This is a genomic window from Psychrosphaera sp. HA2-10 (assembly GCF_055693745.1).
The window spans coordinates 2,047,327-2,072,220 of the sequence record NZ_CM146341.1 but is presented as its reverse complement, the minus strand read 5'-3'; the positions used below and the strand labels follow the sequence as shown (position 1 = coordinate 2,072,220).

14 protein-coding genes are annotated in these 24,894 nt (G+C 40.9%); 9 read left to right on the top strand and 5 right to left on the bottom strand.

Annotation, left to right across the window (positions count from 1 at the left end; genetic code table 11):
• Nucleotides 1-42: 42 nt before the first annotated feature.
• From ACZ1GV_RS09465 to yqfB, 5 genes are all read left to right on the top strand, one after another.
• On the top strand, nt 43-1,341 hold the full coding sequence (locus ACZ1GV_RS09465; RefSeq protein ID WP_472673951.1) for a peptidoglycan DD-metalloendopeptidase family protein: 1,299 nt from the start codon (nt 43-45) through the stop codon (nt 1,339-1,341).
• A gap of 12 nt (nt 1,342-1,353) precedes the next feature.
• Nucleotides 1,354-2,478: an anhydro-N-acetylmuramic acid kinase gene (locus tag ACZ1GV_RS09460; RefSeq protein ID WP_472673950.1), complete on the top strand. Its 1,125-nt coding sequence runs from the start codon at nt 1,354-1,356 to the stop codon at nt 2,476-2,478.
• Between the two features lie 92 nt (nt 2,479-2,570).
• Nucleotides 2,571-3,791 (top strand): GGDEF domain-containing protein, encoded by a 1,221-nt coding sequence (locus tag ACZ1GV_RS09455; protein WP_472673949.1) that lies wholly within the window; start codon nt 2,571-2,573, stop codon nt 3,789-3,791.
• 131 nt (nt 3,792-3,922) lie between these two features.
• Entirely contained in the window at nt 3,923-5,560 is a 1,638-nt protein-coding gene (locus ACZ1GV_RS09450; protein ID WP_472673948.1) for a DUF418 domain-containing protein, read from the top strand.
• A 1-nt stretch (nt 5,561) separates the two neighbouring features.
• Entirely contained in the window at nt 5,562-5,867 is a 306-nt protein-coding gene (yqfB, locus tag ACZ1GV_RS09445) for a N(4)-acetylcytidine aminohydrolase (RefSeq protein WP_472673947.1), read from the top strand.
• A 20-nt stretch (nt 5,868-5,887) separates the two neighbouring features.
• Here yqfB and ACZ1GV_RS09440 read toward each other — a convergent pair whose 3' ends face one another.
• Both ACZ1GV_RS09440 and ACZ1GV_RS09435 read right to left on the bottom strand, forming a co-directional pair.
• Nucleotides 5,888-7,438, bottom strand: a complete 1,551-nt coding sequence (locus ACZ1GV_RS09440; RefSeq protein ID WP_472673946.1) for a tryptophan halogenase family protein — start codon at nt 7,436-7,438, stop codon at nt 5,888-5,890.
• Nucleotides 7,439-7,595: 157 nt separating this feature from the next.
• Nucleotides 7,596-10,643, bottom strand: coding sequence for a TonB-dependent receptor (locus ACZ1GV_RS09435; protein ID WP_472673945.1), 3,048 nt, complete (start codon nt 10,641-10,643; stop codon nt 7,596-7,598).
• A gap of 440 nt (nt 10,644-11,083) precedes the next feature.
• Here ACZ1GV_RS09435 and ACZ1GV_RS09430 point away from each other — a divergent pair, with 440 nt between their 5' ends.
• Nucleotides 11,084-14,020 carry a pullulanase-associated domain-containing protein gene (locus ACZ1GV_RS09430; protein WP_472673944.1) on the top strand — a complete coding sequence of 979 codons (2,937 nt, stop codon included), beginning with the start codon at nt 11,084-11,086 and terminating at the stop codon, nt 14,018-14,020.
• A gap of 241 nt (nt 14,021-14,261) precedes the next feature.
• Here ACZ1GV_RS09430 and ACZ1GV_RS09425 read toward each other — a convergent pair whose 3' ends face one another.
• From ACZ1GV_RS09425 to ACZ1GV_RS09415, 3 genes are read right to left on the bottom strand one after another with little or no spacing between them, the layout of a single operon-like run.
• A complete protein-coding gene (locus ACZ1GV_RS09425; protein WP_472673943.1) occupies nt 14,262-14,414 on the bottom strand; it encodes a DUF5989 family protein in 153 nt (50 codons plus the stop codon).
• Entirely contained in the window at nt 14,414-14,857 is a 444-nt protein-coding gene (locus ACZ1GV_RS09420) for an SxtJ family membrane protein (protein WP_472673942.1), read from the bottom strand. The genes ACZ1GV_RS09425 and ACZ1GV_RS09420 overlap by 1 nt, the downstream gene beginning before the upstream one ends.
• Before the next feature lie 54 nt (nt 14,858-14,911).
• Nucleotides 14,912-16,747 carry a carbamoyltransferase family protein gene (locus ACZ1GV_RS09415; protein ID WP_472673941.1) on the bottom strand — a complete coding sequence of 612 codons (1,836 nt, stop codon included), beginning with the start codon at nt 16,745-16,747 and terminating at the stop codon, nt 14,912-14,914.
• A 151-nt stretch (nt 16,748-16,898) separates the two neighbouring features.
• Here ACZ1GV_RS09415 and ACZ1GV_RS09410 point away from each other — a divergent pair, with 151 nt between their 5' ends.
• The 3 genes from ACZ1GV_RS09410 to ACZ1GV_RS09400 all read left to right on the top strand — a co-directional run bounded on the left by ACZ1GV_RS09410 (nt 16,899) and on the right by ACZ1GV_RS09400 (nt 24,878).
• Nucleotides 16,899-18,644, top strand: a complete 1,746-nt coding sequence (locus ACZ1GV_RS09410; protein WP_472673940.1) for an SGNH/GDSL hydrolase family protein — start codon at nt 16,899-16,901, stop codon at nt 18,642-18,644.
• Nucleotides 18,645-20,489: a tetratricopeptide repeat protein gene (locus ACZ1GV_RS09405; protein ID WP_472673939.1), complete on the top strand. Its 1,845-nt coding sequence runs from the start codon at nt 18,645-18,647 to the stop codon at nt 20,487-20,489.
• Nucleotides 20,490-20,645: 156 nt separating this feature from the next.
• Nucleotides 20,646-24,878 (top strand): alpha-1,6-glucosidase domain-containing protein, encoded by a 4,233-nt coding sequence (locus ACZ1GV_RS09400; RefSeq protein ID WP_472673938.1) that lies wholly within the window; start codon nt 20,646-20,648, stop codon nt 24,876-24,878.
• The last annotated feature ends 16 nt before the right edge of the window (nt 24,879-24,894 follow it).

Sequence of the window (24,894 nt, the reverse complement as noted above, 5' to 3'; positions counted from 1 at the left end):
GATTATTATGTTCCGAGTGACTTTTATTGCGAGAAGTAGGTAATGAGAGAGTTTATAGACAGTTTTCCGAAACAACACAGATATGCCCTGTTAGGTGCGTTGGGTTTGTTGTTTGTTTTACTTTTATTACCATCTGAATCTGCAGAAGCGTCAAAAGATGTCATCCATGTTGCTGCTGATTATCAAGAGTTAGCCGTTGGTCAAGAGTACCCTTTACCTCTAGAAATAAAAGCAGCGTCTCATTACAGCCAAGCAAATACATCGACTAAACAAGTACGTATCAAAAGTGGCGACTCGCTCGCTACAATATTTCAGCGTCAAAACGTACCACAAAAAACCATGTTACAGATCACTCGTTCGGGCAAGCTATCTCAACAATTTACCAGACTAATACCTGGCAAATATTTGACATTTACCTTTGACGAAAATAACGATCTTATTGAGCTTCAATACGCGACCCAAGCGGTCGAGACCTTAGTGGCAAAACGACTAGACGATGGCAAATTTGAAACAGAATTAGAACAAAAAGAAACAGTAGTAACAGAAAAATACTTCGAAGGCACCATTAATAGTAATTTCTGGAACGCGGGCGTCATGGCAGGCTTAAACGATAAGCTTATAATGAACTTAGCCAATATATTTCAATGGGATGTCGATTTTGCATTAGACATTCGTGAGGGCGACCATTTCTCAGCGCTCGTCGAACAGATTTTTATCGATGGTGAGTTTGCCGGGTATGGAGAAATACTTGCAGCCGAGTTTACCAACCAAGATGATGACTTTAGCGCAGTTCGTTACTCAGATGGACGCTATTACACGCCAACGGGCGATAGCATGCAAAAAACGTTTTTACGTGCGCCAGTGAGTTTCAAATATATCAGCTCCAGCTTTAGTAATCGCAGATATCACCCAGTTCAAAAACGATATAAAGCACATCGCGGAGTAGATTATGCCGCGAGTACAGGTACACCTGTTTTTGCTGCGGGTGATGGAAAAGTAATAAAGTCAGGATACGACAGATTTAACGGCCATCATGTTTTTGTTGAACATGGCGGCGGTATTACCACAAAGTATATTCATTTCTCGAAAAGAAAAGTTCGCAAGGGCGCAAAAGTTAAGCAAGGCCAAGTTATTGGCTTAGTGGGCGCAACGGGTTTAGCCGCTGGTCCTCACTTACATTATGAATTTCTGGTTAATGGCGTTCATCGCAACCCTAGAACTGTCTCGCTGCCAAAGGCAAATCCAATATCAAAAGATGAAAAGCAACGCTTCTTAGCATTAGCAGAGTCGCGTATGGATATGTTACAGCATAATAAAAACCTTCTATTAGCCATGCGTTAAAAGGCGAACTCAGTGTCAGACTATTATATTGGTATAATGACTGGCACCAGTTTAGATGCAATTGATATTGCGCTAGTTGAGTTTGCCGAAACACCTATATTAATTGCCAGTGATTCGGTTCGGTTACCTGATATGTTGAAAAGAGACTTATCAGATATAAGCTTACCGAATGCTCAAATTGAATCTTTAGTAGCAATTAAAACGCTAGAACAGTCTTACACTAATTGTGTTATTACCGCTTTAAACTTATTTCTTGCCACACCCTCAGTAAAAACGGTTCGCAGTAATATAAAAGCTATTGGTATACACGGGGTGACGATTTCTCATGAGCCTAATTTAACTATGCCATTTACGTGGCAATTAGTGGACGGTCACAAGATTGCTGCAAGGCTAAATACGGATGTCGTTTATGATTTCCGAAGCAAAGATGTTGCGCTTGGCGGTCAGGGAGCGCCTTTAGTTCCAATGTTTCATTATTCAGTGTTTAAAAATACCGAACTAGAAATCGCGGTTCTGAATTTAGGCGGTATTGCCAATGTGACAAAGTGGGCGTCAAAAGACAATATAATTGGTTTTGATACGGGGCCTGCCAATACCTTGTTAGACTTTTGGATACAAAAGCATCAAAACCTTGCTTATGATAAAGACGGTCACTGGGCTAGCACTGGCACTGTAAATACAGCGTTACTTAGTTGCTTATTAGACGATGACTATTTTCGTCAACCATATCCAAAAAGTACAGGTAAAGAATATTTTAACGAGTCTTGGTTAGACGCTAAATTATCGGTGTTTTTAAAACGTAATGCAGTCCTTGAGCCTCAAGATATTCAAGCAACACTGGTTCAGTTAACGGTAGAAAGCGTTGCACTAGCAATAAAGCAATTAGCCAAAACAAAAGTGCTGGCAGTCTGCGGGGGAGGGGTGCATAATCAACTTTTAATGGCTAGATTAGCCGTTGCATTGCCTAATGTTAAAGTGTGTAGCACCGCGAAGTTCGGCATTTGCCCTGATAACATGGAAGCGATGGCTTTTGCTTGGTTGGCAAAATGTAGGGTTGAAAATGTGCCAGCTACACTGCCGACAATTACTGGTACGTCTAAGCCTGCGGTATTAGGAGCTTGGGTTTCTTCAGCTTAACGGTGATGAAATACCAAAGCATTAGCTAAAACAAAAAACAAAAAAATACCGCACTATAAAACTAAGAAGAACAATAATAATAGGGTCTAAAATTGTCGTATTCTCTACAAGCATTTTTCCGCGCTATCGCGTTTCCAACACTTTTATTTATTGGTGTTATAACCGCTGTCGAAACGGGTTTTGCAAACCTTACACCTTGGCAAGACCTCATCTTACAGACACCACTATTGTTGTTCGCCGCGACTATTATTCTTGCATTAAGATTTAATCAAACCCGAGTTATCTACATAGTGCTGTTCCTAGCATTAGCATGGGCTAACAGCGGTAAGGTCGAGAACATCGACTATTTCTCTTTTCATCCTAGCTTGTTTTTTATCTCACAACTATTTGTGCTCATGGCCTTTAGTTTTGATCAAAATAAAATGGTTTGGGGGCGTCATGGTCTAACTCGAGTTTTAGTTTTGTTTGCCTTGGTATTTATCAATTACAAATTTAATCACTCAATAACGGTTAATGAAATCTTATCCTCACAAGTCATTACACTGTCAGCTGATTCAAAAATATCACCTTATTTTCAAATAGAGTTTATTGTTTCAGCTATTTGTTTATTTACTTTAGCAACTCGTCAAATAATGAAACCGAGTCAATTAAACGCGAGCATTTGGGCGCTGGCTTTTGGCATTATTGTGATCCAATTTGGTGACTTTACTTATTACACAACAATTGTGAGCTATTGCTTATTTGGCGTCCTTATCATTCATGCTGTGCTTACCGACTCATATCAAATGGCATTCTCAGATGAGCTCACCGGTTTGTCTGCGCGCAGAGCACTACTACAATCATCTATTTCATTGGGTAAGCGATACACGGTAGCAATGATGGATGTAGATCACTTTAAGAAGTTTAACGACACTTATGGTCATGATGTTGGTGATCAGGTATTGCGATTGGTCGCCAGTAAAATTAATGATGTTAAAGGCGGTGGCAAGGCCTATCGATATGGTGGCGAAGAATTCACGATTATATTCCCCAATAAGTCTGTAAGTTATGCTATTCCTTTTTTAGAGCAAGTACGCGAAGACATTGCAAACTACCAGATGGCAATACGAAACGATGATCGCCCTGAAGATCAAAAGAAAGGCAAGTCTTCTCGTAAAAAGTCAGAGTCGAAAACCAAGTTTGTAAACGTCACAATCAGTATTGGTGTTGCAGAGCGAGAAGGGCAACTAAAAGACTTTGACCAAGTCTTAAAGCAAGCGGATGAGGCTTTATACAGAGCGAAACAAGCCGGCCGAAACTGCTTAGCGGAATAGTTGCTAATCTTTAAACTTGATTGCGCTTTGCGACTAACAGTTTGTAACAATTAAAAATTGTATGTTTTCTTAATCGCGCTATTCTTCGTCACAATAAAAAGTATCAGTTGTATAAGAATGGAAACGCAGAAATGACAACCAATGAACCTCTTCAACCGCAAGAACTCGCCCCGGTAAAAACACAAGAACGCATCGTTATAATGGACCTACTAAGAGGTTTTGCGTTAATTGGTATTTTGCTAATGAACATCGAATGGTTTAACCGACCAATTTCGGAGTTACTGAGTTTTGACTATAGCTCTACTGGAGCTGATTATGCCTCTAGTTGGTTAGTATTAGTGTTTGTGCAAGGTAAGTTTTATAAATTATTTGCACTGTTATTTGGTATGGGTTTTGCGGTGATGCTACTTAGAGCGGAGCAAGTTGGTCGACCGTTTAAAGCCTGGTTTACACGAAGAATGCTGGTGTTGTACTTAATTGGTTTAGCGCATATGGCATTTTTATGGGGGGGTGACATTTTACATGACTATGCTGTCGGCGGCATGATGTTACTAGGTGTTGTTTTGTTAATGCGCACAAAGCGCTTTGCCAAGCGAAACCGTCCTGCAGTGTATGCCAAAATTGGCTTTTATATGATTTTCATCCCACTGACAATATCTGTAATCGCAGGCGCGGTATACGGAACATTGAAAGATCAAACCGAGATGAAGGTTGGTTGGCAAAAGGAGCAACAAGTCATTTTGTTGGCGGATAAAATGATCGCTGAAAGCAAAGAGAACGGTACTTTTAACCTCACCCAAGCTCAATATGACGCACTAAAAAATACTGATAGCAGTGAATATGATTATGCTTCAGATGACATTTCTTCAGAAGGCACAGTTACAGCTGATGCTATTACGGAAGGCACTGTTACAGAAGGTATTGTTACAGAGGACACTGAACAAGAACCTGGAACAATTAATGAAACAAACCATGACGTTAATACAGAAGCTCTGACCGACAGCGATGCCGTGACAGACACCCAAGAGCTTATTGAACCTGAGTTAACAAACGAGCAACTGGCACAAAAACGGCTTGAAGCGGCTCAGAAGAGAGAGTTCCGTTATGCTAAAGAAGCTGAATCGTTATTAAATCCAAGCTTTTTGGAAGTGACTAAGTACCGTTGGGATTACGCGGTAAGTAATTTATCAAACTCTATTATTTTTGGTTTAGGCGTTATCTTGCCATTATTTCTCGTAGGCTATTGGCTAGTCGCGAGCGGTAAAATGAGCAACATAGAAGAGCATAGAACCTTCTTTAAAGTCATGTGTGTTGGCGGGCTAGCATTTGGTATTCCGGTCAGTATTGGCGCAGCATTAATTATGAATCATCCAGCGACCAAGGGCGCTGTTGAAATTAACTCGGTGAGTAATAGTTTATTTTACTTTGGCCAATTTGCATTATGTGCAGGTTATCTTGGTGCAATTGCTTTATTAAGTTTAAAAGCTGGGTTTGTACGTTGGTTTGGTTGGTTATCACCTATTGGTAAAATGGCATTAACTAATTACATTATGCATTCGGTTATCCTATCAAGTATTTTTTATGGATATGGTTTTGCGCAGTTCGGTAACATTCCAAGAAGTGAACAGATGCTGATGGTTGTCGCGATAATCGTATTCCAAGCTATTGTTAGTAGTTTATGGTTAAGGGTATTTAACTATGGTCCACTTGAATGGTTATGGCGATGTGCAACGTATATGAAACTTCAACCAATGAAGCGAGTCTCTTAGCGTGAATAAAATCACCTTTTTTCAACGCTTCGAAGCGGACATTTTAAGTGGTGTTAAAACCATAACAATCCGCGATGAAGCCGAGTCTCATTTTAAGCCAGGCAGTGAAGTCGATGTAGCAACGTTTGAGGATAACCGTCATTTTTGTCGAATAAAAATTAAATCAGTTGAACCTATTAGTTTCGCTAATTTAAATGAACGTCATGCTCTGCAAGAGAACATGACATTGCCTCAACTTAGGCAGGTTATAACCGACATTTACCCTGGCATAACTCACTTTTTTGTTATTAGCTTTGACGTAATTTAGCACTTATTTGTGCCGGTAAATTAAGCTTTAAAGGGACAGTTCTTCATTAAATACATTTCATGACTGACCGCACTCGCTGCGGTTTGTTTCATGTTGTTGTATATCGACTCTAACGTTTTATTCAAATCTAATGCATTTCGCGATGCCATAACTGGCCCCACTGATTGCGGTAATACGTTTTGTCCAGCTAACACTGCCATCCAGTTTTCATGCTTAAACAACTCTTTATCATGAATCGTTAAATGACCATGCTCTTTGTATAGCGCTATACGAGACTCTAGTGACTCCGGAATATCCATGTTTGAGCATTGGCGCCAATATTCGCTATCGTCTCGCTCAGTAGCTTTATAGTGCAAAATAATAAAGTCTCTAATAGCCTCATATTCTTTAATGGTCGACTTATTGTATTCTTGTTGAAGGCGTTTATTCATTGACATATCCGGGAATAGCCTGATAAGTCTCATGATGCCCGATTGAATTAGATGTAAGCTCGTCGACTCCAGAGGCTCTAAAAAACCAGCAGATAAGCCTATTGCCACACAGTTCTTTTGCCAAAACTGCTGGCGACGACCTGTTTTAAATTTAATGTGTTTAGGCTCGGTTAATTTAGGCCCTTCAACGGTGCTGAGCAACAGGGCTTCCGCTTCTTGTTCACTCATATATTGGCTTGAGTAAACATTACCATTACCCATTCTGGTTTGCAGTGGGATACGCCATTGCCAGCCTGCATGGTGCGCAATGGAACGAGTGTATGGGTTAAGTGTTTTCATATGAGCAGTTTGAACAGCTACCGCTCTGTCATTTAGTAAATATTGTTGCCAAGACTCAAACTCAACGCCTAAGGCATCGCCAAGTAATAAAGCCCGTTGCCCTGAACAATCAATAAAAAAATCCGCCGATAAAACATCACCGCGAGAATGCCCGGGGTTTTGCTCTAACTCAAGCTCACTAATATTACCTGAATGAGGGCATAACTTAACGTTCGATACCTTCCCTTCAATTCGTTTAACACCTAGACCTTCAGAATAGTTTCTTAAAAATAACGCGTATTGGCTAGCGTCAAAATGAAAGGCATAGTCAAAGGTTGATGCCAATGAATTGCGGTCTAGACTTGGCGGGTGGAATTTATTATTACTGGCCAAGTGCCAAGCATAAGAAAACTCTTCAAGATTACGTTGATAACCCTCTGCTTTTGCCTTTAACCAATAATAGGGAAACGACATATAATCAAAATCAGCAGCAAAGCTTCCAAACGGATGCATATATTTGTGGCCGACACGGGTCCAATTCTCAAACTCGATAGCAAGCTTAATGCTGCCGTTACAAAATGATAAAAACTCAGTTTCGTCTATACCTAAAATTCGGTTAAAGTTTTTAATCGGTGGAATGGTCGCTTCGCCAACACCTATGGTGCCAATTTCGTCAGACTCAACCAAAGTGATCGAGACGCTTTGTCCTAATTGTTTGGCTAACATCGCAGCTGTCATCCAACCTGCGCTACCACCGCCTACTATGACAATGTTTTTAATATGTTGACTGTTGTCCAAAGAGGGGCTTTGTATCTTTGACATGCTAAGTACTTTCCGATTCAAGTTTGGTTAAAGTCTGTTTTCGACTTTGTGTTAACTTTGAGATTTCTAATTAGATTAACTAGATTAAATCATGAACTCCAGATAAAAAAACTGCCGCATAAGCGACAGTTTTACATCAAGGAATATCAATGTTGGATTAGAACTTAGCGTTCAGTCCAAAATAGAACTGACGACCAAAGTACTGCAAGGTACCTGTCGCAGCTTCATTACCAAAGTACGAACGGTTAGGCTCATCAGTAAGGTTATTTACTGAGAATACGCCCTGAAGCTCTTCTGTAAATTGATAAGACGCTTGGAAATCAACAACGAGTTCTTCGGCGAAGTAAGCTTTTTGCTCATCACCGATAGCAATCTGGTTTCCAACATACTCTTCACGGTAACGCGCATTTACGCGAGTCGAGAAGGTGTCGTCATAATCATAGAACACAGTAGCAGACCAAACACGTGGTGAAAGGAATGGGTAAGGCGTAGTTTGATCGCCTAAACCAGAAACCGCTTCAAACTCTGAAGTAACTTCACTGTCTGTATAAGAGAAGCTCGCCGCTACCCCAAGCCCTTGCCATAATTCAGGTAAGAAACTGAAGGTTTGCGTATAGGCAATCTCTGCACCGCGGAAGTAACCGCCTTTACCGTTGTTTAACAATACCGAGTAGTCACCAGAGGCAACCGGTACACCGTTATTATCAACACTTGGCGCTGTGATGCCATCGGCCGCGAAGTCATAGTTTTGAATAGTTACTTTCTCAGGGAAGTTTTCAATGTCTTTGTAATAAAGAGCAAAAACAATGGCGCCATCCGTGTCTACAAAGTAGTGCTCTAATGAAAGATCAAACTGTGTAGCGTAGAAAGGACGAACTTCAGGAGACGTATCACGATTTAAGTCGGCTTCTTTAACAGACTCATCAAACTCGTCTGTATTGTATGACCAAGCACCGCTCACAGCCATGTCACTCATGTTTGGACGTGACATAACTTTTGCAGCTGCAAAGCGAAGTTGATCTTGATCTGTCAATTGGAAGTTCAGGTTAATCGATGGTAAAACATCAGTATAATCAATACCTAATGTAGTATGTTTATATACCGTTTTTGTCACACCAAAGTCGTCGGTAATTGGGTCACCGTCGTTTTTAATTACAGGATCTTCAACACCAATTGCATTTTGCTCGGTATGAATTACACGAACACCAACGTTACCGGTAAGCGGTAAACCAAACATCTCAGTATCTAAGTTTGCTTGGAAATAAGCCGTCAACGTTTCTTCTTTGATTTCGCTTTCTTGCCAAATCGTCCAGTCATAACGCCAGTCTTTTCGAGCCTGAGTATCTTCGCTACCTAACCACACACCTTCAATGTATGAGTTATCAACGGAAATAAAGGCCGGGAAGTTGGCAAACTCACCTTCAAGTTGAACGATTTCATAATCGCCAGCTTGTAATTGATATGGACGATAAGTCTCACTCTCAATTGGTTGGCCATTTTCGTCATAACCTAGGATATAGTTACCATTTCGAAGGTTGATTCCGTATCCAGCAATGTCACCATAGTTGTAAGCTTTACGAGCACTTTTGTAGCTACGATCTGCCCAACGAACACCAGCTTCAAGTGATGATAGGTGGTCATTGTCTAAGGTATATTTAAAATCAACGCGAGCTGAATTTGATTCATTGTTTTCTAGATGTGGGTACTTTTCTAGCGAGCCAACCATCATACGATTTGGGTCGGTCAGTGCATTAGTTACATCTTGATTAAATGAAAGGTTTGGTAAATTTAAACCATTAGTTTCAATATTAACAACAATGTCATCGGTTACTACTGGATTCATCGCAGATGCATCTTGGAAAATAGCAAGGCGCATAACTTCATCGCGATAGTCCGACTCACCTTCTGAGTGAGCAATATCAAAATCAATAACAAGGCTATCATTAACAATCCATTCTGCATTTACACCAAACGACATAACTTCACTTTCAGTGGTGTTGTCATCAGCTTGTGTTTGCAAGGTTAATGTATTGTTAAAACGAGGATACGGAGGATTGTCATTAACATCGCCACGGTCACGATAATACGTACCGCCCACAATATATTCGCCATTATCACCGGCTAATATTGGATTTTCAAAGTCGATAGATGAACCATCTAAAATAGAGCCGATGCCGTTTACACGGTAACCTCGGTCGATGCCTTGTGAATCAAACTTAGAGTAAAAGCCATCTGCTTTAATTGTTAACGAGTCGTTAGGTCTAAAAGAGATAGAACCCATTACGCCTTGGCGAAGCTCTTCACCACCACGAGCCATTAATTCAAAGCCCTGAGGAACGATATAATTACCAGATTGAGTACCGTCTTGTACGCCATTTTCGTCGTAAGTTGGTAACGTTAGGCCACCATCTTGCGCGCCGTCAAAAGGCAATACGCCTAAGCGTGGCTGATAGTTAACAAACTGCGTAGAAATACGAGGTTGTTGTAAACGAGCATAACCAAGGGAAACACCAACGGTGTCGTCCATGAACTTACCTTGGTAAGAAACACTAAAACGATTACCAAGTGGATCGGCGTCTGGATGCTCGTCTGCAGAGTCGTTGTAACTCAGTTTTGTCTGTACAGTGAAGGTATGCTCTTGCTCGTTATCAAGTGCGTCAGCCGTTTGCAGTTCAATTGAACCGGCAACACCACCTTCAACTAACGATGCTTTTTGTGATTTGTAAACTTGAACCTGGTTAATAAGCTCAGAAGGATACTGGTCAAACTGAACAGAGCGACCGCCCTGATCGGTAACCACTTCACGGCCATTCAATGTTGCAAATACAAAACCGCCAGACATACCACGAATGTTTAATTCACTAGACTGACCGCCAGAGCGAACAGCAGTAACACCAGGTAGTCGAGAAATTGAGTCGGCGATGGAAACGTCAGGTAACGAGCCCATGTCATCGGCAGAAACTGCTTCTACAACAGTATCTGAATAACGTTTGGTATTAAGTGATTGAATTAAGCTGCGTCTAAAGCCGCGAACTTCGATAACCTCTACACCAGATTCCTTTTCTGCTTCAGCTTTGGCTTTTGCCTCAGCGATTGCCTTTTTGTCTTTGTCGGTTTCTTCAACCGCCATAGAAGGCATCGAAGCGATAGTGACGCCGCCTAGCATTAAAGCTAACGTTAGCGCACTTGGCTTGAACTTTTTCATGTGTGTTCCTCAAAACAAGTTGTTGTTATGTTTTTGAAGAGTGTGATTTCGCTTGTCGGACTAAACAATTCACTTTAATAGCGTTTATATACACTTATATAACGTTTATTTTTTTTGGCAACGTATGCAAAGATAAAGAGTTGTTAATAAATATACAAGAGCGCAGTTGCACGCATACGTATTCATGCTTCAAGCCTATATAACAGTATATACAAAGCATCATCGCTTGTTTAAATTCGATATGTTGAGTGTATTGCAATCAACGTTTTTCGGACCGGTAATTAATAAGTTGTGACCAGGCAACACCAATCACAACGATATAATAAATATTAACAGGGTTAATCAATTACCTACACCTCGCTATTTCGCCGTCAGCGGGTGGACAACATATTTTAATAGCACCTAAAAACTAAAACACTAGTTAATTGGAGTTATTTCCTATGAATTTTAAGTTAAAGCCTTTGTCGCTAGCTGCGTTAGCGACGGCTACAGTCCTGAGTGGTTGTGGCACAGAGGAAGAAACGATTCAAAAGACCAAAGTTTTTGATAATGAAACAAAAACGGGTCTTTGGTGTAAACTGCCGGACATCGTGCAAACGGTTGATGCTGATTTCCATCCTCTAACAGAAGCAGAGATTGATGCACTAGAAACAGTTGCATTATCAATTGCTAATGCAGATGACACATTTACTGATCAAGAAATAGAAGACTTTAAAGCCTCTTTTAATCCTTATGACTTTGATTATGGAACTTATGACCTATATCAAACTCTTGGTTTAACTATGGAAGAAGAAGCTCGTCGTTTAGTGGCAAAAGCTGAAGCGCGTGAATTCAAAATAGGTCAAAAGCAAGATGTTATCTTTGGTGATGACTTTGATACTTGGTTTGACGCTTGGTTTGATACGGTTCCATATACGGATTACCTTGGTAAATCTCAGCGCTTACCTAAAGCCGCATTAGGCATGCAGTTATCTTTATCTGCCACTAATAACGGTGAAGAAGCATGTTATACACCGCCGACAGAATGTCCTAACTATCAAGTTATTGATGAGTCTGGCAAATACAACTGTATTATTCCTGAAGAAAACCCAATTGAAGATGTGCCTGCACTTCCACAAGCTGTTGTTACAGCAGCAACAGGGGAAAAAGCGGTTGTTTTCTACCGTAAAAATGGCGAGCAAACAGGTGCAAACTACGAAAATATTACGATTCATAGCTGGAATGATACAAACTGTACCGCTTACAACGAAGAAACGTCTACTACTCAATGGGGTTCAGGCTTAGCTGCAACTGGAATAGATGATAATTTCGGTATGTACTGGATTCTTGATCTTCAAGAAGGTCACGACTCTTGTGGCAACATGATTGTTTACAACAAGAGCACAGGCGATAAATTCATTACACAAAACGACGCTATGATCCCGCTAGGGAAGTCAGGCGACGTTGTGTTCCATAACTTGGATAAAATCTCATACTTCCAAGACGGATTCCCAGCAAACTTATTAGACGGTGCTTACTTAGCTAACCAACATCCATATTTTGGTGCGGCCGCAGGAAGCAAGTCATGTGGTTGGGGTACAAGCTTAGATGAAGCAGGTGAAGCCTGTGTCGGTCAAGCTATAGATAACTGTCCTGAAGGCACTTACGCAGTAGGTGTTGGTCAAGTTGATATACCATCAAAGTGTGTCGCAGAATTTGACTCTGAAACGACGTTTTTATTACGAGGTGGCTTTAACGGTTGGGGTAATCCAACGGAAGGCACTGAGTTTGAAAAAGTAGCGGATGGCGAATACCGTAAAATTTTCACTTACGGTGAACATCCTGCTGATGCGCCATTAGAGTTTGCTTCAGATGCGTCGGTTGAAGTAACGACAGGTGTGGGTGCAACATTAACGTTTGTGCAACCAGTTGACGAGGAAGGTGCAGCGGTTGATTTCACACTTGAACTAAATAACATTCCTAAAGACACAGTGTTAACAATGGCTGATGGCACTCAAGTGACTTTTGCTGACAATGGCAATGTTGTTACGTTACCAGAGGGTGCGACAACTCCAGCGGTTGAAGAACTTGCAATTACACTTCCTGAAGGCACATTGTTAACGCTTGCAGCAGGCGCAAATCATAGCGATTTCGCATGTACAGAAGACTGTCTAACTAGCTATAGCTTTAAAATTGCTGATGCGGACTGGTCTGAACCTGCTTCATACGGCGGTGTAAGCGGTGGTGATGCACTTGTGGTTGGTGGTAGTCCTAAACCTTTAACAGCCGGTGAAAACGTTGGTCAAGATCTTGGTATCAAGATGCAAGACACAAGTTATTACCAGTTTGTATTTAGAGCTCCAGCTGCAAATGAAGCTACACTAGAAGTAGACCAAGTGCCGGTTAATGCTTATCCAAATCTACTTTTAGGTAGCGATACGATTAGCATGAATTACAAAGGTGATAGTGTTTATCAAGTTACTAAGCGAGAATTAACCGCGGGTACTTACACCGTTGCATTCGCAGATACTGCAAATGACTTTGCGCTTGGTGCTGACACAGACAACGCTGCTGATGTAAACGAAGAGGTTATGTTAAAAGCGGATGGTTCGGTGATTACACTAACGATACCTGTAGATGAAAAGTATGATTTCTTGCTTGATCTATCGGACGCGGACAAGCCTGTGTTTAAAGCACAACCGTCTAAGCCACTTGGTGCAAATGTAGCTTACATTCGTGGTTCAATAAATGGTTGGGGTGCACCAGCATCAGATGAAATCATTTATAATGAGGACTCGGTTTCTTACTCTGTAATTTATGGTTTAGAAGCTTCTACAGACGCACACGCATTTAAATTTGCTTCTGAAGATTGGTCATCAGTTGATATCGGTTTTGGCGCAGTAACTATCTCAGAAGATGATGATGCACTGACTATTACTGAAGCTGGTGGCAACATGCAAGTAATTGCTGATGAGTCTACTTCGTATAAATTTGAATTAACTTACGATGCTGCTGATTTTGAGAAGAAGCCTGTGCTTAAAGTGTCAAAACTACCAATCTTTATTCGTGGTGGTATGAACGGCTGGGGTGAAGTAGACAAACTTGCCTTCAATGCAGTTACTCCGGCTAGTACTGGTGAAGATAAAGAAGCTGGCCATGAGTACACAGCAACGTTAAGCCTTGGTGCTGATAATGTGTTCTTTAAAGTGGCGACAGGTGATTGGGCAACCATTAACCTTGGCTCTGCAACTGACGGTGTTGAAGCGCTAACAGTTGATACACCAGTGGTACTAGGTGGAGCGAATGATAATAACTTGTCATTTGATCCTGCTGCCGCCGGTGACTTTAAATTTATATTTAATGATAAAACGAAAACGTTGACGATATCTAACGACTAATTTGTTACTTAACGTCAATTTTAAAACCCAGCTTCGGCTGGGTTTTTTATTGCTAGAATATTATATTCATTCGGAATACAGCTGTATTTTCTAGGCGATATATAACCGAAGCGGTAGGCAATAAAAAAGCCCATGGGTTTATTCATGGGCTTACATTAGTATCGCTTATCGTTAGCGTCATTTAACTTAAGTAACGTCTCACTCAGAATTATCTAACTTTAGCATCACCTACAACAGCGTCTTAAAATAGTGTGTAAATAAAGGTTGCTAATGCACTTTGCTGAGTAGCAACAACAAGACCACCTAGTAGGCTTAAAATCACAATGATCGGTAATAACCAAATCTTTTTACGAACGCGTAAAAACGTCCATAAATCTGACATAAATTCCAACATTAAAAAGGATACTCCAGGTTCTTTTTATCTGATTTTGCCTCAACCTTTACGTAATTAGAAGGGGCGTTTTGACTTGATTTTTCGCTAATTGAGTTTTTGTACTGAAGCTTGCCAAAAATTCTTAAAATAAAGCCAATAGGCGCAATTAACAGATAAAAGCATAGTCCTAAAATAACCCGAGTATTAAACCAACCAATAGCTCCTGCAATAGTCATCCAAATACGATGCGGTAGCCATAACCACGCAGGCTTCATCAAATACAAACTCATCAATACAAAGCTAATAGCCAAAGGCCAAAGCTGCCATGCATAACTAAATAGCCACGGTAATAGCACTGAAAAAAACAGCGGAAACGCCCAGCTAATGGTTAACGCAAACTCTTTCAGTTCTTTTAAGTCTGGTTTGCGATTATTTTGTTTTAAACTCAATTTACTCATTTTCATAATCTAATAGTGACTCCTTGTGTGAGTCCCTTTAAGTTCCTTTCGGTATAAGGCTTAGTCTCTGTCAAATTTAGTTTGTTTTGCCAAAGCAATGGCGAACTCTGGCTGATCAGTTTTTTTAAGCACAACATTATTCATGACTAAGTAATCCATTTCCGTGGCTAAAAAGCAGCGAATAGCATCATCAGGAGAACAAACAGGAGGTTCACCACGTACATTAAAGCTGGTATTCACAACGACTGCACAGTCTGTTTTTTCTTTAAAAGCAGAAATGAGAGCATGAAATTCAGGGTTAGAGTCAGCGTGTACCGTTTGAATTCGTGCTGAATAATCAACATGTGTGATGGCGGGCAAAGTGGAACGTTGCTGTAATAGCTTATCAATACCAAACAAGGATTCGTCAGTTTGCAGTCGAAGCGCCTTTTTAACATTAGCTACTAATAACATATATGGGCTTGGGCATTCGTGCTCAAAATATTCACTAACGTCTTCTGCCAATACCGCAGGAGCAAAAGGCCTAAACGATTCGCGGTATTTGATTTTTAAGTTCATGGTGCTTTGCATTTTGGTATTGCGGGGATCGCCAATAATGCTTCGGTTACCAAGTGCTCTAGGCCCAAATTCCATACGACCCTGAAACCATCCCACTACATTGCCTTGTTCCAATAGATTGGCTGTAAAAGCATATAAATCCTCTTGGATATGTGCGACTAAGCCTTTTTCTTTGACGGCATTGAGCACTTCTTCATTGCTATAGGCAGGGCCCAAATAGCTCCCTTGTTGACTATCTTGGTTTTGGTTGACGGTTCTTTTGCCGTCAAAATAATGATGATATGCCACTAAAGCTGCGCCGAGTGCGCCACCTGCATCACCCGCAGCGGGTTGAATCCAAATGTTTTTATAAGGGCCTTCACGCAACAAGCGTCCGTTGGATACACAGTTTAAAGCAACACCGCCCGCTAAACAGAGGTTATCACTTGGCGCTAAGGTATATAAATGATGAACAATTTTTAGAACAATTTCTTCTGTAACTACCTGAATAGAGCGTGCTAAGTCCATTTGTTTCTGGGTCACTTCTGCATCATCAGGTTGGCGCGGTCCGCCAAATAATTCATCAAACTTACTATTGGTCATAGTGTTACCAACGGCAAAGTCAAAAAAGCTCATATTTAAGTGAAAGCTACCGTCATCGTGCAGGGTTACAAGTTTTTCTAAAATGACATCAACGTACTTAGGTTCACCGTATGGTGCTAAGCCCATCAATTTATATTCACCAGAATTAACTTTAAACCCGCAGTAATAGGTAAACGCAGAATAAAGTAAGCCTAACGAGTGTGGAAATTGAATTTCCCATAACGGCGTTAATTGATTTCCCTTTCCTTTCCAAGCAGTGGACGTTGCCCACTCTCCAACGCCATCAAGACAGAGCACAGCGGCTTCCTCATACGGTGATGGGAAATAAGCAGAGCCTGCATGCGATAGGTGATGTTCTGAAAAAAGGAGTTGAGGTATTTTGGCTTTTTTCTCTAGGCCCGCGAGTTGTCGAAATTCACGCCTTAATACGGTTTTTAGATAGAGCTTTTCTTTTAACCAAATAGGCATAGCTCTAATAAAAGATCTGATCCCGCGAGGGGCATTCGCAAGATATGTTTCTAGTAAACGCTCAAACTTAAGTAGTGGTTTGTCGTAGAAGATAATGGCATCGATATCGGCAAGTTTTAAATTGCCTTCTGTTAGACAGTAATCAATAGCTTGTGCTGGAAAACTAGGGTCGTGCTTAAGTCTAGTAAACCGCTCTTCTTGAGCCGCAGCTACAATTTTACCATCTACAATCAGTGCCGCTGCGCTGTCGTGATAATGCGCGGAGATTCCTAAAATACGTTTACTCATCTAACCCCAAAATTCCTTTATAAGTCATCTTATTAAATCGTGACATTTTTAAGCAGTATATAGCATTTTAGGCTTGCGAGAATAGTGTCAATTGGATAACGTTACAGGTTCATTATGGTATTTTTCTCACCTTAACAAACGAGTGTTTTTAGTGAATTCAAACAAGGCCGTTAAATCAACAAAACCGCTCTTTTATTTGATAGCGATTTTAATCCCTATTGTGGTTTTAGTTGGCTTGGAGTCTTTGCTTCGAGTATTAAATTACGGCGAAAAACCTGCTGCGTTTATTCCGGTTCCGCAATTGTCAGGATATTTACAACCAAATCCACGCTTAATTGAACGTTATTTCTCTGTTCCTGAACTGGCGCCTAAAGTAAGTTCAGATACCGTGTATTTTAAAGCGCAAAAAGACAAAGACACCTTTCGAATTATTATCCAAGGAGGCTCGTCGGCCGCTGGTTTTCCGTTTGGTCGATTTGGCTCTTTACAAGGCATGTTGCAGCAGCGCTTTAAACTCGCCTATCCAGACAAAAATATTGAAATCATTAACACAGCGATGGCGGCGGTGAATACGTTCACACTAGTGGATATACAAGATGAAATACTTCAACTTGAGCCAGACCTTGTACTCGTTTATGCAGGCCATAATGAATATTTAGGTGTGTTAGGAGCTGGCTCTGTTATGGGAGCGCAAAGTAGTTACGGCACAACACTGATGTATTTGAAGTTAAAGTCACTGCGGTTATTCAAGTTTTTAGAAGCTAGCTACCAGCATTTTAAGGCAGATGCAGTTCCATCGGACCAAGCGAACAGAACGGTTATGGCCAGTGCAGCTAAAGGACAGAATATTCCAATGGACAGTGCCATTTATCAACAAGGCATCCATCAGTTTTCCGGTAATTTAGACCTATTACTATCAAAATACAAACAGGAAGGCGTGCCGGTTTATATTGGTAACTTAGTGAGTATTGAGAAAGATTTAATTCCGTTTTCAGGCATGAACCAAGCCTATCAGAATGCACTTGGGTTCTTTGAGGCTAAAGATTATGAACAGGCAAAGCAGTCTTTTATCCTTGCTAAAGATCTCGATGAGCTTAGATTTCGAGCGCCATCGAAGTTTAATGACATTATTAAAGCAAAAGCCTTAGAGTATGATGCCACGCTGGTGGATGTAGAGACTAAATTTAGAGAGGCAGCGCCACAAGGTATTCTTGACCACAGTTTATTATTGGAGCATGTTCACCCGACCAAGCTGGGATACTTTTTACTCGCCGAAGCATTTTTTGAGTCTTTAGTAACAAGTGAAATATCTTGGGGAGCTAATCTTGAAACCAATAACGCCAAAGAATGGTCGCCGATTAGTGAGCTTAATGAACGGTATGCAGTATTAAAAATGCAAAATCTGATGAATGGTTTTCCCTTTACTGACACTCCGAAAGTCTTACCAAAAATAACCGTGGAAACCGCTTTTGACCAATTGTTATTGCGCAGATTACAGGGTGAAAACTGGTTGTTGTTGCAACAAGACTTACTGAAATTTTATCTTCAAGCCAATAACTTAAAACAAGCAGCGTTGGTCGCAGGAATTATTGCTGACGCATTAGTCGCCTCGGCAGAAAGTCACAATACCGCCGCGAACCTGTTTCGTAGAGCAAACCAGCTGAATTTGGCCTTGTACCATCAGCGTCAGTCCTTACGAATCGATCCCGACTCAGAAAAATATCAGATGAACTTAGCGTTTGATTTGTTTTTAGCTAATCGGTTTGATGAAAGTTTGTCACTATTGCATAGCGTCAAACAAAATACTCAGGACTTGCCTAGAGTTAAGTTTTTTATTGATAAAGTGAGCACTGCGAAAGAAGCTTTTGCCAAACTCAAAGAATTACCGGAGCGTTAAATGCAAGCGAGCAAGTCGAAATTATGGGCATTTAGAATTATTGCTATATTGTTACCCTTTTTGATTTTAGGAATGCTTGAATTGGTTTTGCGAGTAGGTGGGTTCGGACAAACCTCGCCGTTATTTATCCAGAACCCACAAGCACCTGAGTATTTATTGCCAAAGCCGGATGTAGTGAATCGGTACTTTTCTAAGCCAGAACATGGCCCAAATGTCACAATCGAAACTAACTTTTTTTTGAAACAAAAACCTGAAAACGGATTAAGAATATTTGTACAGGGTGGTTCAACCGCCGCAGGTTTTCCATACGGCTTTGGCGCATCCATTGCAGGTATGTTGGATTACCGACTTAAGCAAACTTACCCAAATAAAGAGGTTGAAGTGATAAACACCGCTTTGTCGGCCGTAAACAGCTACACCTTGTTAGATTTTGCCGATGAGATTATTGCTCAAGCGCCAGATGCGGTTGTTATCTACGCAGGTCACAACGAGTTTCTAGGGATCATGGGAGTTGGCTCTACATATTCAACGTACAATTCAAGAAGTGCGAATTTATTATTTTTAAAGCTCAAGGACTTACGTTTATTTCAGCTTATGCAATTGGCTTATGACAGTGTTCAAAAGGATTCAGAGGCCATTGCGGTCGCTGAAAAACGTCAATCTAGAACTGTGATGGCGAAGGTTGCTAAACATAAAAATATTGATATTGATCATCCGCTATTTTCAGCAGGGATAGAGCAATTTAAGCAAAACATGATCTTGTTATTAGATAAGTATAAACAAGCTGGCATTCCTGTTTTTTTGAGCACAATTGCCAGTAACTTGTCAGATCAACCACCCTTTGAATCTAAGTCTCTACCCGATGAATATAAAGACATTTTACAACAACCGGTAGAGTCGTGGTCAACGGTTAATGAGTTAATAATAGAGCGGCAGGTCCAAATTCAAAAGGGCAGTGCTGAAGCCTATTTTAAACTAGGGAAAAGATACGAATATTTAGGTGATTATGCAAAAGCAAAAGCAGCCTATGAAAATGCCAGACAACATGATTTATTAAGATTTCGCGCGCCATTAGAAATTAATCAAGTCATTCGTCAATTGGCACTCGATACTAATGTCACTTTGGTTGATGCCGAAGCGCAATTATCAGCTGTTGCTAAAAATGGCATTATTGGCCAAGCTTTGATGTTGGAGCATTTACACCCAACAATAAAAGGTTATTTTGAGATCTCAGATGCCTTTTACAACCAAATAATTGAGTCTGAAGCGCTACCTAAAGCCTCGAATAAAGTTGCTCGTTTTAATGCTATTCAAGACTTACCTATTTTTGATGCGGAGGTGTACAAAGGACACGCAATAATAGCGGGTTTAAAGGCTGATTATCCATTTAGTGCAGAGCCTCAAATCTCGGTGTTACCGCCCGTTAGAAATGAGCAAGAGCGACTGGGTCTTAAGCTTCATCAACAAAAAATATCGTGGCTTGATGTTGCACAAAGCTCACTAAAGCAAGCTGAGAAAAAGGGCGATACTAAAAGCATGGTTAAAGCAGCGAAGCTTATCTCTGATGCAATACCAAATAACCCCGAGTTTGCTTATCAAGCCGGTTCAATGTTGATCTATACTAAACAAGCGGAGCAATCGTTTCGTTACTTAAAACGTGCGCTACGTCATAAACCTAATTATATTAATGCACAACTTGCATTGGCGCATGCCAGTGCTGAAATAAACGACTACAAGCAGGCAGAGCAGTGGTTATTATCGGTGCAAAAGCTAGAGCCAAATAACAGTGTGGTGAAGCAAAACTTACCGGAGTTGCGAAAGGCTTTACGTAGCCAACAGAACTAAATATACAGCTTGAATCAACAGAACACGCCATTCATCTCAAAGGCGTTCATTTACATACGTATTCAACAGATACTTGTCACGGTTCTTTTTATAGTAGGGCAATAAAAATACCTATAAATACAATAAAAAATAAGAATCTATCAACAGGAATACACTATGTTAAATAAGTCATGGTTTAGTCGGACCTTGTTATTATCAGCAATGTCCGTCGCTTTAACCGCCTGTGGTGGCGGTGGCGGAGATGATGGCGTTAAGCCACTTCAGTGCACAGCACCAAAAGTATTAAACGAAGCAAAAAATGCCTGTATTACCCCTGAGGTTGAAGCGGAAAATACCGCGCCTACTTTTACATCGTCAGCAACACTTAGTGTAGAAGAGGCAACGGCTAACGGTACGCTTGTTTATACAGCGTCTGCCACTGACGCCGAAAGCAACACTATTACTTACTCTTTGCTAGACCCGAAGTCAGCGTTTACTATCAACCCTGCAACAGGTGCTATTACGGTTGATAATCAAAATAACTTAGTAGCAAGCAACTCTGCGGGTTACACCATTACCATTACGGCCACAGACAATGGTTCGCCAGCTAAATCGGCAGATCTAGTAATTGTTGTAACGATTACCGAGGCAGCGGTTTCTTATCCTCAGCCTGCCGTAAAACCAAGTGAGTCACAAGGCGTTGTATATTATTACCGTGCCGATGGTGACTATACAGGTTTTGTTTTGCATGCTTGGAATAACGAGGCGTGTAATGCTTATGCACAATTTGCTGATCCTGATGCCTCTAGCGGAACGGGTACCGAATGGACTGCTGGACTGGTGCCGACAGATACCGATGAGAACTATGGTGTTTACTGGCTTTTTGATACTAAAGACCAAGCCACTTGCGCCAATTTTATTGTTCATAAAGGTGATTTAAAAGATCCTGAATCAGATCAACAACTGTCTCTAAACGGAGATAGATGGGCGTTTGTTGTTTCTGATGTGGGTGTATTTACTGATCCTGCTGATGTTAGTTTAGTGCCACCGTTTCAAATTAAAGATGCGTCAGCGCACTGGTTAAACAAAAATACCATTGTATGGAACGGAACCAGCGACAGTGCAAAATTATTGTGGTCAATGGACGGTGACTTAGACGATAACTTCTCAATGGCAAACAGTTTAGACTTATCTAAAGTTGAATTTCCTGATGCGTTAAAAGCAGTCGTACCTCATTTAACAAGCTGGCAAGCATATCAGTTTGAAGCAACAGCTGCACAACAAGATCAGCTAGTTAAGAGTCAGTTGGTACTAACATCACTCGATGGTAACGGTGAACCAGAAACAGCAACATACGTTCAAAAAGCAAAAGCCTTTGACGATATATACACAACTGATGCAAACGATGCAGACGAGCAACGTTTAGGACTGTTTTATAACGCCAATGGCAATATAGAATTAGACGCTTGGGCGCCAAGTGCTCAGAGTTTGCAATTAAAAGTGTTTAACTCGGCTAAAGAGTTAGTCGCGACTCATGACATGATAGAAAATAAAGCGACGGGTGTGTGGCATTTTGAAACCGACAGCTCGATGAACTATGACCGCTTGTATTATCGATTTGCTATTCAGGTATATCATCCGTTAACTAAAAAAGTAGAAGACCTTTGGGTGACTGACCCTTATTCAGTTAACACTTCGACTAATGGACGTTATTCTCAATTTGTAAACATGACAGACGCCGACTTGTATCCAGCCGGTTGGCAAGGTCATGCAGTCCCTACCATTGAGCAACCGGAGCAGGCTGTGCTGTTAGAAGCACATATTCGCGATTTTAGTATTCGTGATGAAAATACGTCTGTAAGTAATCGCGGTAAATACAAAGCATTTACTGAAGCGGGATCAGGTGCAATGACTTACCTTAGCGAGATGACCAGCGCTGGAGTAACCCATTTCCATATGTTACCAGCCAATGATATTGCCACGATTGAAGAAGATGTTTCAAAACGTATAGATTTACAAAACACCGTTGGCGAATTATGTGCGAAAAATAGTTCTGCGCCAGTGTGCGGTGTGGCGTCTAATTCCGATACTTTACTGTCCGTTCTAGAGGGCTATTCTGCAGACACTGACGACGCAAAAAAACTTGTAGAAAGCTTTCGTGGGTTTGATGGTTTTAACTGGGGCTATGATCCTCATCACTTTAACACTGTAGAAGGCAGTTATGCGTCTACTCCAGAGGGCGTAGCTCGTATAAAAGAGTTTCGTGAAATGGTATTGGCACTTCATGAAACTGGGTTAAGAGTAGTTTTAGACGTTGTTTATAACCATACCAGCGCATCGGGTGTTTATGACAATTCGGTATTTGATAAATTAGTGCCAGGGTATTATCACAGATATAACGAAGTTACTGGCATTATCGAGAACTCTACCTGTTGCGATAATGTGGCCACAGAACACAAAATGATGAGTAAGTTTGTGGTTGATTCGCTTGTACATTGGGCTCAACATTACGGTATGGATGGCTTTCGTTTTGATGTAATGGGTCACTTACCGGCTCAGTTATTATTAGATGGCCGTGCCGCAGTTGCTGCTATTGACGCCGATACATATTTTTATGGGGAAGGTTGGAATCTAGGTGAAGTAGCGAACGACCGTCTATTTAAACAAGCAACTCAATATAATCTAGCCGACACACAAATTGGTACATTTAACGATCGTCCTCGAGACTCTATTCGAGAGCAAGCGTTATCAATTGCATCACCAGACTTAAATAAATCGGATCATATTCGTTTAGGTTTAGCAGGCACCTTACAAAACTTCGAACTGGAAGATAAATCAGGGGTGGTTAAAAAAGGCATTAATTTTGATAAGTCATCTTATGGTCTAGACCCTGCTGATATCATCAATTATGTATCAAAGCATGATAACGAAACGTTATATGATTATTTACAATATAACTTTGACGAAAGTGCTACTGCAACAACGAGAGCTCGTGTGCACATGTTATCTGCTGCGATTCCATTAATGAGCCAAGGTATTCCATTTTTCCAATTGGGCGTTGATAAAATTCGTTCAAAATCAATGGATAGAAATACCTATGATGCAGGTGATTGGTATAACTACGTCGACTATACAAACAATTCAAACAACTGGAATGTTGGTTTACCAATTGAACGTGATGGTCAGTACAATGTTGCCTTAAGCTCAAATCCGAACGCACAAGTAGCAATGACTGACATTCAGCAGTCAAGTGCCGTATTTAAAGAGTTTTTGAAAATTCGCACTGGCAGTCCGTTATTTAGCTTAACAACAGAACAAGATGTCATTAACCGCGTTGGTTTTCATAATACGGGTAGCGCACAAACGGCTGGCGTTATTGTCATGAGCATTGATGATGGTATTGGTCTTACCGATTTAGATAGTAATTTTGATGCGATTGTGGTGGTAATTAACGGTACCGCAGCAACTCAAAATTTAGACGTTAAGTCGGCGAGCGGTTTTGTTTTACATGATGAACAGTTAGCTTCAGCCGATTTAATAGTAAAAACAGCGAGCTTTAGCGAAGATGCGACCAATGGCACGTTCACGGTACCTGGCCATACCGTTGCTGTGTTTGTTAAACCACAAACAGGCGCGCAAGGTGAAGGGTTGGCTACGGACCCGGATCGAGTTGCATCACCATATAACGAAACTGTGATTGGTATTGAAGGTCTAAACAATATTGATTTTACCGCATTAGAATACGATCAACGTGGTACGTATTTAGGCTCAGTAACTCTAGAGCCTGGCACTTACGAGTTTAACCTTGGAGATGCCACATTAAGCATTGAGAACATTACTTTCACAGATGTAACCATAGGCGCGAACTCACAAACTATTGTGGCTGGTAATACTGATAGTTTTGCTGTCACGGTTACTCAGTCTGGTGCTTACTCTGTGTCCTTAAATGTGGAGTCGAGTACGCCTGTTTTGTCTATTGAGTTTGACAACGCCTGTGCTTTGCAAAATGCTGCAACAGCAGGACCATTTACCGTATCGGGTGATGGCAATTTGTACGTGAAGGGTGATCACTCTTCGTGGAATGCGGTAAGTGATTATCAGTTAAAATATAAAGGCAATAATGTTTATCAAGCCGTAGCAAATTTTGATGGTCCGATGGCGTTTAAACTTGCCTCTAGCGATGGAAATTGGAGCACTCAGCTTTGGGTACAAAACAACGATGGTACAATTAAAACGAGTGATTTAGTTGTTGGAACCAGCTATGACGTTGCCTACGGTAATTCAGGCACTGATAATAACAGCGCCACTTTGGCCGCTGGCGTTTATAGTTTTAAGTTAACACTTAATGAAGCAAATCCGACGCAAGGTGAAGGCGTAGGAACATTACTTATTGAGCAATGCAGTAACTAACAGACTGACTTAAAAA

Coding starts and splice junctions, on each gene's coding strand:
- ACZ1GV_RS09465 (WP_472673951.1), top strand. CDS start 43: ATGAGAGAGTTTATAGACAGTTTTCCGAAACAACACAGATATGCCCTG.
- ACZ1GV_RS09450 (WP_472673948.1), top strand. CDS start 3,923: ATGACAACCAATGAACCTCTTCAACCGCAAGAACTCGCCCCGGTAAAA.
- ACZ1GV_RS09440 (WP_472673946.1), bottom strand. CDS start 7,438: ATGTCAAAGATACAAAGCCCCTCTTTGGACAACAGTCAACATATTAAA.
- ACZ1GV_RS09435 (WP_472673945.1), bottom strand. CDS start 10,643: ATGAAAAAGTTCAAGCCAAGTGCGCTAACGTTAGCTTTAATGCTAGGC.
- ACZ1GV_RS09430 (WP_472673944.1), top strand. CDS start 11,084: ATGAATTTTAAGTTAAAGCCTTTGTCGCTAGCTGCGTTAGCGACGGCT.
- ACZ1GV_RS09425 (WP_472673943.1), bottom strand. CDS start 14,414: ATGTTGGAATTTATGTCAGATTTATGGACGTTTTTACGCGTTCGTAAA.
- ACZ1GV_RS09420 (WP_472673942.1), bottom strand. CDS start 14,857: ATGAAAATGAGTAAATTGAGTTTAAAACAAAATAATCGCAAACCAGAC.
- ACZ1GV_RS09415 (WP_472673941.1), bottom strand. CDS start 16,747: ATGAGTAAACGTATTTTAGGAATCTCCGCGCATTATCACGACAGCGCA.
- ACZ1GV_RS09405 (WP_472673939.1), top strand. CDS start 18,645: ATGCAAGCGAGCAAGTCGAAATTATGGGCATTTAGAATTATTGCTATA.
- ACZ1GV_RS09400 (WP_472673938.1), top strand. CDS start 20,646: ATGTTAAATAAGTCATGGTTTAGTCGGACCTTGTTATTATCAGCAATG.